The following is a 12,364-nucleotide window of genomic DNA, read 5'->3' as shown; positions in this document are numbered from 1 at the left end:
ACGGCCCGACGGGTTCCGGCGAAGGATCTCGGAAGGGTTTCCGGTGGGATTTCGAAGAAGGTTCCGGAAGGGTCGCGGGCGTCTCCGCGAGGGACCGTGTGCATCTCTGCGAGGGACCTCGGGCGTCTCCGCGGCGATTCTCAGAGGGACGGCCAGGTGTGGACGGGCTCGTTGGTGTGCATGTTCTCGATGTAGCGCAGGGTCATCCGGCGCAGCGCCTCGTGCCTGTCGAGGTCGCCGAGCGCGTTCACCGCGTCGATCTGCCAGTTCGCCCCGGTCGTGCCCGTCAGGCAGCGCTGCTCGACGATCCCCAGCAGCCGGTCCCTGGCCTCGGGGGCCACACCCCACAGATCGAGTCCCTCGTACGCGAGCGGCAGGAGGCGGCGCAGGACCAGTTCGGACGCGACCACCTCGCCGAGTCCCGGCCAGAAGAGCCGGGCGTCCAGGCCGTGCCGGGCGGCGGCGTGCAGGTTGTCCTCGGCCGCGGCGAACGACATGCGCGTCCACACCGGGCGCTCGGCGTACGGGAGGACGCGCATGAGCCCGTAGTAGAAGGCGGCGTTGGCGGCGACGTCGGCCACCGAGGGCCCCGCGGGCAGCACCCGGTTCTCCACCCGCAGGTGCGGGGTGCCGTCCACGACCGCGTAGACCGGCCGGTTCCACCGGTAGACGGTGCCGTTGTGCAGGGTGAGTTCGCCGAGCTGGGGGGTGATCCCGCGCGTCAGCTCCTCGCGCGGGTCCTCCTCGTCGCACAGGGGCAGCAGCGCGGGAAAGTAGCGGGCGTTCTCCTCGAAGAGGTCGAAGACCGAGGTGATCCACCGCTCGCCGAACCACACCCTGGGCCGTACGCCCTGGGTCTTCAGTTCCACCGGGCGGGTGTCGGTGGCCTGCTCGAACAGCGGGATCCTGGTCTCCTGCCAGAGCCTGCGGCCGAACAGGAACGGCGAGTTGGCGGCCAGCGCCACCTGGGGGCCCGCGATGGCCTGGGCGGCGTTCCAGTTGGCGGCGAACGCCTCCGGGCTGACCTGGAGGTGGAGCTGGAGACTCGTGCAGGCGGCCTCGGGGGTGATGCTGTCGGCGTAGGTCTCCAGGAGCTCGTCGCCGTCGATCGACAGGTGCAGGTCCTCGCCCCTGGCCGCGAAGATCTGCTCGTTGAGGAGCTTGTAGCGGGGGTTGGCCGACAGCGTGCCCTCGTGGACGTCGCTCTCTCGCAGCGTGGGCAGGATGCCGACCATCATCATGTGGCCGCCGACGGTACGGGCCCGTTCCTCGGCGTGGTTGAGGCGGTCCCTGATCACCTTCTCCAGCCGGGCCGCGCCGTCCCCCTCCAGGGATTCGGGCAGGACGTTGATCTCCACGTTGAACTGGCCCAGCTCGGTCGCCCAGTCGGGCTCGGCGATGGCCTCCAGCACCTCGATGTTCTTCATGGCGGCCTCGCCGCGCTCGTCCACGAGGTTGAGTTCGATCTCCAGCCCGGCCCGGGGCTCGTCGAACTCGAATCTGGACTCGCGCAGCATCTGCGCGAAGACGTCAAGGCACCTGCGTACCTTGTCCCGGTAGCGCCGCCGGTCCTCGCGGCTGAACACCATCGCAGGCACATCGCGTCCCATACTTCGCAGAGTCGCACATAAGTAACTGCTCGTACAGAAGCCACAAGGTGAGGTTGTGCAGGCCCGGACCAGGCGCCGCACCAATGTGCGGGCTCAGACCAGGCACCACGCCGGTGTGCGGGCTCAGACCAGGCGCCGCGCCGTGGCCCAGCGGGACAGCTCGTGGCGGTTGGAGAGCTGCAGCTTGCGCAGCACGGACGAGACGTGGGTCTCCACGGTCTTCACCGAGATGAACAGCTCCTTGGCGATCTCCTTGTACGCGTACCCCCGGGCGATCAGCCGCAGGACCTCGCGTTCACGCTGGGTGAGCGAGTCGAGCTCGGGATCGATCGGCGGGGCCTCGCTGGAGGCGAACGCGTCCAGCACGAACCCCGCGAGCCTCGGGGAGAAGACCGCGTCGCCCTCGGCCACCCGGCGGATCGCGTCGGTGAGCTCCCGCCCGCTGATGTTCTTGGTCACGTATCCCCTGGCACCGCCCCGGATCACGCCGATGACGTCCTCGGCCGCGTCGGAGACCGACAGGGCGAGGAAGCGGACCGTGGAACCGGCGCCGAGGACCCGGCGCAGCACCTCCTGGCCGCCACCGCCGGGCATGTGCACGTCGAGGAGGACCACGTCGGGCCCCAGCGCGGCGATCGCCTTGACCGCGGACTCTACGTCCTCGGCCTCCCCGATCACCTCGATGGAGTCGCCCAGCTCGGCCCGCACGCCGGAGCGGAACAGGCGGTGGTCGTCGACGATCAGGACCTTCACCACGCTCATCGGACTCCCCCTCGCGGCCCCGAGGACCGCTGTCCCGTGGGCCGCTCTCCAGCCCGCCGCGATCCCGGGGACATGGTTTCGGCCCACCGCGATCCTACGGGCAGGGCCTCGGCCCGCCGCGATTCCGGGGGGCACTCTCCGGCCCGCCGCGTTCCCGAGGAAAGGAGTTCGGCCCGCCGGGTTCCCAGGGGACGCTTTCCGGCCCGCCGCGATTCCAGGAGCAGGCTTTCGGCCCACTCCGGGGGCAGGAGTCCGGCCCACTCCGGGGGCAGGGCTCCGGCCCGCCGCGATTCCGGGAGGGGGACCCCGGTTCGCCGTGTCGTGGCTCGCTCGCTACTCACGCCTTCTCCAGCTTCATGGTCAGCATCACTTCCGTGCCCTCGCCGGGCTCGGTCCGCACACGGGCGCTGCCCCCGTGGCGCTCCATCCTGCCGATGATCGACTGGCGGATACCCATACGATCCTCGGGCACATCGCCCATGTCGAACCCGACTCCCCGATCCCTGACAAAGACGGTGACCTCATCCGGTTCCGTCTCGGCGTACACGGAGATCACCTCGGACCCGGAGTACTTCGCGGCGTTGACCATGGCCTGCCTCGCGGCCTGCATCATCGCGGACAGTTCGGGGGTCAGCGGGCCGTCGCCGACGCAGACGACCTCGATCGGCACCCCGTGCGCGTCCTCCTCCTCGGCCGCGACCCGCCGCACGGCCGCGGCCACCGACGCGTCGGCGTCCTGCTGGGGCTGGTAGAGCCAGTTGCGCAGCTCCCGCTCCTGGGAGCGGGCGAGCCGCATCACCTCGCGCGAGTCCTGGGCGTTGCGCTGGATGAGCGTCAGCGTGTGCAGCACCGAGTCGTGCACGTGCGCGGCCACCTCGGCACGTTCCTCCTGCCGGATGCGCTCGCGGCGCTCGCGCTGCAGCTCCTTCCACAGGGCGGCCAGCCAGGGCGCCGCGATCAGCGCGACACCGCCCACGACCACCAGGGTGAACACGATGCCGGGACGGGCCTTGCCCAGCTCGTCGTTGGCCACCAGGAAGCCGATCGCGCCGACCACGACGAGCACGAGCCCGAGGACCGTACGGACCCGGTTCTGGCGGACCTGCCCGACGGTGTTGCTCATCCAGCGTTGCCGCCGGTCGGGGTCGGCCTGCTGCCAGAGGATCAGCGAGCCGATGCCGCCCACGGCGATCGGCCAGGCCCCGAGCCCGGCCCCGGAGGCGCCGGTGAGCCAGACCAGGGCCGTCAGCGCCAGCCCGATCGCGCCGTACGCGGCGAGCTGGCTCCAGTCCCTGCCGGGCTCCCTGCCCTCGTGCGGCTCGCGCGGGGTGAACATCCACAGGGCGGCGTACGCCAGGGCGCCGAACCCGTCCAGGACGGTGAGCAGCACGAAGGCCAGCCGCAGCACGACCGGGTCGAGCCGGAGCTGGGCGGCGGCACCCTGGGCCACCCCGGCGACCAGCCGCCCCTCCACCGGTCGCATCAGGCGGGGGAAGGGGGCGTCCTCGGGTGTCACGGGCGCCGCGTCGCGAACTGTCTGTCGGTCAGCCATATCGTCAGCATCGTCACATGAACCAGCCTGCCAGTGCATCGGGCGTTCCCCTGAAGCGACCCTGAGAGAGATGTTGCCTCTCCGGGACGACTCAGGGGTCTCCCGGATGCATCACGGACGGGGAAAGGCCACGATGAGGACATGAACGACACCGGGCGGGCCCAGGATCCGGCGAGCTCGCCGTCCGCCTCCTCTCCCGCCGAGGAGCGCTCCGGGGAGCGCCCTGGAGATCGCCCTGGAGATCGCCCCGGGGAGCGCTTCGAGGAGCGCCTCGGGGAGCGCCGCCTGAGGCGCGGCAACGAGGGACGCATGCTCACGGGCGTCTGCGCCGGTCTGGGGAGGTACACCCGGATCGACCCCGTGATACTGCGGGTCGGTTTCGCGGTGCTGGTGCTCGGCTCGGGCATCGGCATCATGCTCTACATCGCGGCGTTCCTGCTGATGCGCGAGACCGACGGCGGCCCCGGCTACCTGGAGCAGTGGATCAGGCGCGACTTCGACAGCGAGACGGTCCTGACCCTGCTGACCGCCCTGTTCGCTCTCGGGCTGATCGTCAACGTCTCCTCGGACGGCATCGGCACCGGCACGGTCGTGGTCGGCACGGTGTTCGCCATCGCCCTGCTCGCCGCCCACTCCCGAGGGGTCGACCTGCTGGCCGTGGCCAGGTCACTGCCCGAACGGCTGCGCAGGCGCCGCACCTCGTACCCGGCCGACCCGTCCGGCCAGTGGCCCGGCTCGTCCGCCCACACGCCCGACGCCGCCGGACGGCGCCCCGTCGGTGAGCGGGATCCGGCCGCCCACACCACCGCGCCCCCGGCCTCCGGCCCCGCCGCGTACGCCGGATTCCCCACGACCGGCACCACCGGGAGCAGCGCCGGGAGCGCCACGCACGCCGCCGCCCGGCCGGGCGGCGAGGCGGTCACGGAGTCGTACGCGGCCGAGGCAGGACCGGAGCCCGCGACAGGATCCACGACGGTCCAGCCGTCTTCCGACTCCGGGACCCGGATCACGGCCGCCTTCGAGACCCGCGCCGGACACGCGCCGGGCCCCGCCGGGCCACCGGAGGACATCCCGCCGGGCCCGTACCGCACCGCCGCGAGGCCGCTGTTCGACTCCTCCGGCGAGCCCTTCTCGCCGTACGGCCCCTACCAGCCTCTGGACCCCCGGAGGCGGCCTCAGCCGTACCCCCCCTACGACCTGTCCGCGTACGGCGGGACGGTGGTGGCGCCGCCCAGGCCACAGCGGCGCAGATCGCTCGTCGGGAGCATCACCATCTGTCTGGCCATGATCGTTGGAGGCATCATCGTGGCGATCCAGTCCGCCTCGGGAGAGGTCAACATGACGGTCGTCGGCGGCGCGGTGCTCGTCGTCATCGGCGCCGGTCTGCTGGTCGCCACCTGGTTCGGCCGGGGGGCGGGGCTGTTCGTGACCGGCACCGTCCTGTCGATCGCCATGATCGCGGGGTCCACGCTGGGCGGCATGCCGAAGAAGTTCGGCGACTTCAACTGGCAGCCCGCCAGCCTGTCCGAGGTGGCCCGCAGCTACTCGGTGGGCGTGGGAGAGGGCAGGCTCGACCTGGGCGACCTGGTCCTGCCGCCAGGCTCGCGGACCATCGTGGACGCCTCGGTCTCGGTCGGCGAGATAAACGTGATCCTGCCCTCGACGGTGAGGGCCGAGGTGAACGCCTCCACCAGGTTCGGCGACGTCAAGATCGACCACGCGGTGGAGGGAGGGGCCGACATCCACCACAACAAGATCCTGGAGCCCGAGGTGGCCCCCAAGGGCGACGTGGCGACCATCGTGCTGAACATCAAGGCCGGGATCGGGGACGTGGAGGTGCGCCGTGCGGCCTGACATCGACAGGACAGAGCGCCGTCGCGCGCACCGTACCGACTGGATGGCCCTGCTCAGCGGCCTGGTGTTCATCGCGGCCGGGATCGTCTTCATCAGCGATCCGTCCATCCCGCCGCTGGTCATGCTCACGATCCTGGTGAGCGGCCTGGGCTTCGCGGGCCTGGTCGCCATCCTGGTCAAGGCCGTCCGGCGCTAGAACCTCCGGGCCTCGCACCGTACGTCCGAGCGGGGCAGGTGTGCACCGTCTGGAGCTGTGGCGATGTGGAGCGCGCGCGGGAGCCGGGGGCGGCGAGACCTCACGGCAAAAGACCGGATCAGGCATTAGAGTCGGACCATGTCGGCCCTGGAGTTCGTCAGCACCGTCCGCGCGACGCGGGCCGGTCTGACGGACACGCTCGCCGACGTCGAGGGCATGACCGCGTGGGGCCGGGCGCACGCCCCCGCGCTCGGCGTCGACCCGGGCTTCGTCGCCTCGGAGGAGCTGCGGCGCGAGGTCGTGGAGCTGCGGCAGGCCGTACGGGCGCTCTTCGCCAGGGCGGTGGGGCCGGGCGCCGCGAGCGGCGCGGACGCGCACCGGCTCCCCGGGTTCGCCGAGTCACTCGACCTGGTCAACGCCGCCGCGCTGGCCGTACCGCTGGCCGCGCGGCTGGAGTGGCCCGACGGGGCCCCTCCCCTGGCACGGACCGTCCCGGGCGACGGGGCCACGGATTCGGAGCGGATCCGGGCGGCCCTCGCGACGTCGGCGATCGAACTGCTGGCCGGGCCTCAGCGCGAGCGGCTCCGCACCTGCCCCGCGCCGCGCTGCGTGCTCTACTTCCTCAAGGAGCACGCCCGGCAGGAGTGGTGCTCGGTCGGCTGCGGCAACCGCGCCCGCGCGGCCCGCCACTACCACCAGCACCGCGACGACTGATCTCCCCCGAAGCCCGGATACGGGGACGACGCGAGCCGTCACCACCTTTTCCGGCACCCGAACCTGTTCGGCACCCGAACGGTCGGCCTCGCGCCCGCGCGGGTGAGTCCGTATCCGGCTGTACTACGACGCCCCGGCAGCCACCGGCCTCGCGCCCGCATGAGTGATCCACGACGACGTCCGGGCCCACCCCGGCTGGTTCGCCTTGCCCTCCGCGTCCCACATTTATGATTTACGTCACATATTTATAATGGCAAAAGCGAAGTTTCTGCGTTAGATTGAGCCCTGCGGTCAAACTAACGGAACAAGCCGTTAGAAAGCCTGACGGGAGAGATCAGATGTCCTTCCAGACCGGCCACGTCGGCCTCAACGTCTCCGACCTCGACAGATCCAGGGACTTCTACCTGAAGATCTTCGGCTTCGAGATCCTCGCCGAGTCCGGCGAGGCGGGCCGCCGGTACGCCTTCCTCGGCCTCGACGGCACGCTGGTTCTCACCCTCTGGCAGCAGAGCGAGGGCAGCTTCGCCACCGGCCTGCCCGGCCTGCATCACCTGTCCTTCCAGGTTCCGGACATCGAGACGGTCCGCCGGGCGGAGGAGGCGATCAGGGAGGCCGGTGCCACGCTCCACCACGACGGTGTGGTGGCGCACCGCGAGGGCGCGTCCTCGGGCGGCGTGTTCTTCGAGGACCCGGACGGGATCCGGCTGGAGATCTACGCGCCCACCGGCGCCGAAGGTTCTCCCGCGCCGGTGGCCGCCGCTCCCACCTGCGGCTTCTTCTAAACGATCGTGGAGCACGCGGGAGAGCTCGCGGTTCAGAAAAGGGCCGGGGTACGCGCGGTGGCGCTGGGTTCGGCCAGGACCAGGCCGGAGATCCCGGCGGTGGCAGCCGAGTTCCTGGGGCGACAGCGGATGCTGCTGATCGGGGCGGCGGGGCGGGACGGGCTCCTGTGGGCGTCCGCCCTCACCGGGCCCGAGGGGTTCGCCGAGGCGGTGGACGAGCGGACGGTCGTGATCGACGCGGTGCCGGGCGAGCACGACCCGCTGGCGGGGCTGGACGGCGGTCAGATCGGGATGCTCGCGATCGAGCCGCCGAGCAGGCGCAGGATGCGGGTCAACGGCACGGTCTCACGGGAGGGCGGGCGGCTGATCGTCCGTACCGAGCAGGCGTACGCCAACTGCCCCAAGTACATCCAGGCACGAGAGATCGTCGCGGAAACGGCCGAACCGGCGGAGCCCGCCACCCCCGTCCCCGGCTCTTCCGGACCCATCGAATCCCCCGGATCCGCCATAGCTCCCGGAGTTCCCGAAGCTTCCGGCTCCTCCTCCGCGACGACGTTCGACACCGGCGACCGGGCGTGGATCGAGGGCGCCGACACGTTCTTCGTCGCCACCTCCGCGCCCGGCCTCGGCGCCGACCTGTCACACCGGGGCGGCAACCCCGGGTTCGTCCGGGTGGTGGATGACCGGCGGCTGGTCTGGCCGGAGTACGTCGGCAACTCCATGTACATGACGCTGGGCAATCTGGAGCTGGACGACGGCTGCGGCCTGCTCTTCCTCGACTGGGAGCGCGGCGACGCCCTGCACCTGACCGGGCGCGCCCACGTCGACTGGGATCCGGGAGACGTCCCGGGCGCGCAACGGCTGGTCCGGTTCGAGCTGGACAAGATCGTCCGCGTACGGGGAGCCAGCCCGCTCCGCTGGAGGCTCGCGGAATACTCCCGCCACAACCCGCCGATCTGAGGGCGCCGCGCGGGTGGGCGCATCGTCCCCGCCAACGAGGGCAGTACCAAGGAACGAGCACGAATCTGGAGCGAGGACACGGGCCGCCATGGAAGGCCCGGCCGGGCTCCAGGGCGGCATACTGGCAGTACGCCCCCGTGTAGTCGTAATGTCGCAACAGCGGCCGACCGACAAGGAGCGGAGCGATGGCGATGCGATTCGAGCACGAGTTCACGGTCCCCGTGCCTGTCGAGCAGGCGTGGCCGGTGCTGCTCGACGTCGAGCGGATCGCGCCCTGCCTGCCAGGTGCCGCCGTGGACAAGATCGAGGGTGACTCCTTCACCGGCCGGATGAAGATGAGGATCGGGCCGGTCACGGTGACGTACCAGGGCAGGGTCGCCTTCGAGAAGGTGGACGAGGACACCCGTTCCATGACCATCAGGGCCTCCGGCAAGGAGGCCAGGGGTCCGGGCACGGCCGGTGCCACGGTCGTCGTGCGCCTGCACCCCCGGGGCCGCGACACCCGGGTCACCGTCGACACCTCCTTCAACGTGACCGGCCGTCCGGCCCAGGCCGGACGGGGCGTGATGACCGAGGTCGGCGGGAAGCTGGTCGACAGGTTCGCGGCCAACCTCTCCCGCCTGCTGGGCGAGGGCCCCGGCGTGGAGACGGCTACCGGGACGACCGGTGTGGGCGGCTGGAGCGCGCCCCCGAAGCCGGGATCGGCCGATGACGTTCCGGCGGTCTCGGAGACCTGGGGCCCCGGCCCGGCCCGCCCCGCCGATTCGGGCGCCCCCGCGACCGTGTCCGGTACGGGACCGGGCGGCACAGCGGATGATTCACAGCGTCTCGGCCCGGCGGACCGGGACATCACGGCGTCGGGTACGACCTCTCCCGGCCCCGCGGGTTCGACGACCGCCGACACCGAGGGCCCCGGCGCCACCGGCTCGGCGTTCCCCGGCCCCGCGGGCTCGACGGGTCACGGCGTGGGAACGGGACCGGGCCCGGCGGCGTCCAGCGGCACGGACCCGGGCGTGGCGGCGTCCGGACTGGGCGGTCCCGGCGGTCCGGAGGCACTGGACGGCCCCGGCCTCCCGGGTGCGCCGGGACGTCACCTCAGCGCGGTGCCGACGCCTCCCGGCCTCGCCGTCGGCGAGGAGGCGGAGTCCCGCCAGAGCCACCCGGCGGGCACCTCGCGTACCTCGCTCAGCCCCGACGAGGAGGCCCTGAACCTCCTGGAGGTGGCGGGCCTGCCGCTGCTCAAGCGCATCGCCCCCCTGGTCGCGGCCCTGGCGAGCCTCATCCTGGTCGCCTGGCTGATCCGCCGCGCCCTGCGCCGCTGATCGGCCAACCGGTCGTCAACCGCCCGCCGGTAGGCCGAGCTGGTCCGGATGCACGGCACCGGCGAGTACGGGAGGTCTTCCCCATCGGGCGACGGCGTACCGCGCGGCCAAGGCCGGTTGACACCTTGTGGGTCGTTGTCGAGGAGGCCAGGATGATGTCCGCCTACGCGGACGGCCGGTTCTGCTTTCCGTCGAGCCAGAGAATGTCGGACTCGTCGCGGTGTGAGCCGGTCGTCCCGACGTGTTTGGCGTCGATCTTGGGGCCGTTCTTGATGACGTGCACCAGGGCCATGCCGTGCCCGCGGCCCAGGCCGTAGTCGTCCTTGAGCCACTCAAGGATGGTTCCGGCCTTGGTGGACGGTGCGTCGAAGCCACGCTCGTGCGCGAGCGCGATGAACTCGCGGGGAGTCAGGCCGGTCTTGTCCTCGATGGTGTCCAGATACGCCTGAAAAGACATGTGCTTCTACTTTCTGGTTCGCGTGCTGTCGGGAGTGAGGCGGGATCAGGCCGGTTGGTAGGTCAAGTCCATCACCCCTGTGGTGAAGGTGGCGGATCGGGTGAGCGTGAGCGGGGTTTTCCCGGTGCCCTCGGGGAAGAGCCGCTGCCCGGTGCCGAGCACGATCGGGTGGACCAGCAGCCTCAGCTCGTCCAGCAGCCCGGCTTCCAGCAGTTCGCGGGTCAGGCTGATGCTGCCGGACAGGTTGATGTTCTTGCCTGGCTGCCGCTTGAGGTCCTTCACGGCGGCGGCGACATCGCTGTCGATCACCGTCGAGTTCTGCCAGGCGGGCTCCTTCAGCGTGGTGGAGACGACCAGCTTGCGGATGCCGTTGAGCGCGTCGGCCATCTCCCCGGTCCGCTGCGGCCAGGCCGCGGCGAAGGTCTCGTAGGTCACTCGTCCCATCAGCAAGATGTCGGCCTCGGCGTGCATCGAGCCGACCGCCGCGCCCATCTCCTCGTTCATGTACGGGAAATGCCACCTCTCGGGTGCCTCCACGACACCGTCCAGCGACATGAACAGCCCGGCTACGATCTTGCGTCCATCGGTCATGAGATCACTCCTCATCGGGGTTGCGGCGCCTCCGCCCCGGAGGTTTTCGCTGTTCACCGGGGCGAGGCATGATCAACGATCCCCCGCGAGGCCAGGTGGGATCAACGCGCGATCGCGCTACGATCGGTTAGCTGAACTCACCGATAGGGGCGCGATGCTGGAACGGCACGAGATCGAGGTGTTCCTCACCCTGGCCGAAGAGCTGCATTTCGGGCGCACCGCCGAACGGGTGGGAGTCACCTCCGGACGCGTCAGCCAGACGGTCAAGAAGCTGGAACGCATGATCGGCACCCCGCTGTTCGCCCGCAGCAGCCGCCGGGTCCACCTGACCCCGGTCGGACGGCAGCTCGCCGACGATCTCACCCCGCTGGTGACCGGCATGAACGACGCGGTACGGCGGGCCATCGACACCGGCCGCGGGATCACCGGCGACCTGCACGTCGGTTTCCTGAGCGCCATCGCCGGTCAGCTGCTGTTGAAGGCGATCGGGGTGTTCGCCACCCGCCATCCTGACTGCCAGGTGCACATCCGCGAGACCCAGGGCCACGACGCCGTCGCACGGCTGCACGGCGGCGACATCGACATCCTGATCACCGACCTCCTCATCGCCTCCCAGCCCGAAGTGACGGCCGGTCCCAGCCTGCTGTCCGAGTCGCGGATGCTGGCGGTGGCGGCCGAGCACCCGCTGGCCGGACGGGAGACGGTGTCGATGGAGGTGCTGGCCGACCACCCGGTGATCCAGGTGCCCACCGGCATGCCCGAGGCCTTCCGGCACGACCGCAACCCTTCGCACACGCCGTCGGGCGCACCGATCACGCACGGCCCCCGCGCCGACAGCTTCAGCGAAACCCTCACCCTGGTGGCGGCCGACCGCGGTGTCTTCCCCGTAGGCGAAAACGTCGCCCGCCTCTACCCCCGCCCTGGCATCACCTACCTCCCTATTGACGACGCCCCACCCATCCGCTGGGGACCCATGTGGCTGAAGACCAACACCACCCAACGCATCCGCGAGTTCGTCCACGCGGCTCAAGCCTCCGTCCAGGAAGCCCCCACCCTCCCGGTCCGCTGACCACGAGCACACACAACAGTCGACGGCCGCTCAGCCGTTCGCGGTGCCGCCGCCTCGTCCGGCCACCCGTTCCCGCCTCGTTCCGCATTGCCCCTGTGAGGGGTCGCAAGCGTGGGCGGCGATGACTCCGAGATCGCTGTTCGGTGCTCTCATCGTCTCTCTGGGTTGACAGCTTCACACAACCCCAAAAACAGTGTCGTCAGTGCACAGGTGGGACAACTGGCTACTTTTCTCGGAAATACCTTGGAGTGCCCTCCGCTCAGCGGGGAGAGGTGCTCCTCGCGCACCGCCCGGAGTCCGGCCGGCCCCTGGCAGCGCGGCGGCAACGAGAACACGAACGGCCTGCTGCGCCAGCACTTCCCCAAGGGAACCGACCTGTCGCTCCACAATCGAGAACAGCTCGACGCCGTCGCTGCCGAGCTGAACTCCGGACCGCGAAAGACGCTCGACTGGGATACCCCAGCCGAGCGCCTCGCCATGCTTCTCGCCACCAGA

The 12,364-nt window shown here is 70.7% G+C and carries 12 protein-coding genes and 1 pseudogene; 8 read left to right on the top strand and 5 right to left on the bottom strand.

All coding sequences use genetic code 11. The features are described 5' to 3' along the window. Window positions 1–140: 140 nt before the first annotated feature. The 3 genes from ACW9TB_RS21050 to ACW9TB_RS21040 all read right to left on the bottom strand — a co-directional run bounded on the left by ACW9TB_RS21050 (window position 141) and on the right by ACW9TB_RS21040 (window position 3,924). Window positions 141–1,610 carry a glutamate-cysteine ligase family protein gene (locus tag ACW9TB_RS21050; RefSeq protein WP_472749732.1) on the bottom strand — a complete coding sequence of 490 codons (1,470 nt, stop codon included), beginning with the start codon at window positions 1,608–1,610 and terminating at the stop codon, window positions 141–143. Window positions 1,611–1,733: 123 nt separating this feature from the next. After that, window positions 1,734–2,372, bottom strand: a complete 639-nt coding sequence (locus ACW9TB_RS21045) for a response regulator transcription factor (RefSeq protein WP_350970858.1) — start codon at window positions 2,370–2,372, stop codon at window positions 1,734–1,736. A 337-nt stretch (window positions 2,373–2,709) separates the two neighbouring features. Beyond that, entirely contained in the window at window positions 2,710–3,924 is a 1,215-nt protein-coding gene (locus ACW9TB_RS21040) for an ATP-binding protein (protein WP_472749731.1), read from the bottom strand. A 141-nt stretch (window positions 3,925–4,065) separates the two neighbouring features. On the opposite strand from ACW9TB_RS21040, the gene ACW9TB_RS21035 reads away from it, so the two are divergent. From ACW9TB_RS21035 to ACW9TB_RS21010, 6 genes are all read left to right on the top strand, one after another. Next, entirely contained in the window at window positions 4,066–5,778 is a 1,713-nt protein-coding gene (locus tag ACW9TB_RS21035) for a PspC domain-containing protein (RefSeq protein WP_472749730.1), read from the top strand. Beyond that, on the top strand, window positions 5,768–5,974 hold the full coding sequence (locus ACW9TB_RS21030) for a hypothetical protein (protein ID WP_472749729.1): 207 nt from the start codon (window positions 5,768–5,770) through the stop codon (window positions 5,972–5,974). The genes ACW9TB_RS21035 and ACW9TB_RS21030 overlap by 11 nt, the downstream gene beginning before the upstream one ends. A gap of 138 nt (window positions 5,975–6,112) precedes the next feature. Beyond that, window positions 6,113–6,688 (top strand): CGNR zinc finger domain-containing protein, encoded by a 576-nt coding sequence (locus ACW9TB_RS21025; RefSeq protein WP_472749728.1) that lies wholly within the window; start codon window positions 6,113–6,115, stop codon window positions 6,686–6,688. 338 nt (window positions 6,689–7,026) lie between these two features. Next, the gene (locus ACW9TB_RS21020; protein ID WP_472749727.1) at window positions 7,027–7,470 is read left to right on the top strand and encodes a VOC family protein; all 444 of its coding nucleotides are present in this window, start codon (window positions 7,027–7,029) and stop codon (window positions 7,468–7,470) included. Between the two features lie 6 nt (window positions 7,471–7,476). Further along, the gene (locus ACW9TB_RS21015; protein WP_472749726.1) at window positions 7,477–8,430 is read left to right on the top strand and encodes a pyridoxamine 5'-phosphate oxidase family protein; all 954 of its coding nucleotides are present in this window, start codon (window positions 7,477–7,479) and stop codon (window positions 8,428–8,430) included. A 185-nt stretch (window positions 8,431–8,615) separates the two neighbouring features. Beyond that, window positions 8,616–9,752 carry an SRPBCC family protein gene (locus ACW9TB_RS21010; protein WP_472749725.1) on the top strand — a complete coding sequence of 379 codons (1,137 nt, stop codon included), beginning with the start codon at window positions 8,616–8,618 and terminating at the stop codon, window positions 9,750–9,752. Window positions 9,753–9,915: 163 nt separating this feature from the next. Here ACW9TB_RS21010 and ACW9TB_RS21005 read toward each other — a convergent pair whose 3' ends face one another. Both ACW9TB_RS21005 and ACW9TB_RS21000 read right to left on the bottom strand, forming a co-directional pair. After that, a complete protein-coding gene (locus ACW9TB_RS21005) occupies window positions 9,916–10,209 on the bottom strand; it encodes a DUF4287 domain-containing protein (RefSeq protein WP_472749724.1) in 294 nt (97 codons plus the stop codon). A 45-nt stretch (window positions 10,210–10,254) separates the two neighbouring features. Continuing rightward, entirely contained in the window at window positions 10,255–10,800 is a 546-nt protein-coding gene (locus tag ACW9TB_RS21000) for a dihydrofolate reductase family protein (RefSeq protein ID WP_472749723.1), read from the bottom strand. A gap of 154 nt (window positions 10,801–10,954) precedes the next feature. Between ACW9TB_RS21000 and ACW9TB_RS20995 the strand changes: the two genes are divergently transcribed. Then, window positions 10,955–11,869 (top strand): LysR family transcriptional regulator, encoded by a 915-nt coding sequence (locus tag ACW9TB_RS20995; RefSeq protein WP_472749722.1) that lies wholly within the window; start codon window positions 10,955–10,957, stop codon window positions 11,867–11,869. Window positions 11,870–12,166: 297 nt separating this feature from the next. Continuing rightward, window positions 12,167–12,358 (top strand): annotated as a pseudogene (locus ACW9TB_RS20990) (transposase); the annotation flags it as partial. Between the last annotated feature and the right edge of the window lie 6 nt (window positions 12,359–12,364).

The sequence above is a fragment of the Streptosporangium sp. H13245 genome (assembly GCF_055690525.1).
This window is presented reverse-complemented; position numbering and strand designations above follow the sequence as displayed.

Excerpts from the sequence above, each read along its gene's own strand:
- ACW9TB_RS21050 (WP_472749732.1), bottom strand. The coding sequence starts at position 1,610 with ATGGGACGCGATGTGCCTGCGATGGTGTTCAGCCGCGAGGACCGGCGG.
- ACW9TB_RS21045 (WP_350970858.1), bottom strand. The coding sequence starts at position 2,372 with ATGAGCGTGGTGAAGGTCCTGATCGTCGACGACCACCGCCTGTTCCGC.
- ACW9TB_RS21040 (WP_472749731.1), bottom strand. The coding sequence starts at position 3,924 with ATGGCTGACCGACAGACAGTTCGCGACGCGGCGCCCGTGACACCCGAG.
- ACW9TB_RS21035 (WP_472749730.1), top strand. The coding sequence starts at position 4,066 with ATGAACGACACCGGGCGGGCCCAGGATCCGGCGAGCTCGCCGTCCGCC.
- ACW9TB_RS21025 (WP_472749728.1), top strand. The coding sequence starts at position 6,113 with ATGTCGGCCCTGGAGTTCGTCAGCACCGTCCGCGCGACGCGGGCCGGT.
- ACW9TB_RS21020 (WP_472749727.1), top strand. The coding sequence starts at position 7,027 with ATGTCCTTCCAGACCGGCCACGTCGGCCTCAACGTCTCCGACCTCGAC.
- ACW9TB_RS21010 (WP_472749725.1), top strand. The coding sequence starts at position 8,616 with ATGGCGATGCGATTCGAGCACGAGTTCACGGTCCCCGTGCCTGTCGAG.
- ACW9TB_RS21005 (WP_472749724.1), bottom strand. The coding sequence starts at position 10,209 with ATGTCTTTTCAGGCGTATCTGGACACCATCGAGGACAAGACCGGCCTG.
- ACW9TB_RS21000 (WP_472749723.1), bottom strand. The coding sequence starts at position 10,800 with ATGACCGATGGACGCAAGATCGTAGCCGGGCTGTTCATGTCGCTGGAC.
- ACW9TB_RS20995 (WP_472749722.1), top strand. The coding sequence starts at position 10,955 with ATGCTGGAACGGCACGAGATCGAGGTGTTCCTCACCCTGGCCGAAGAG.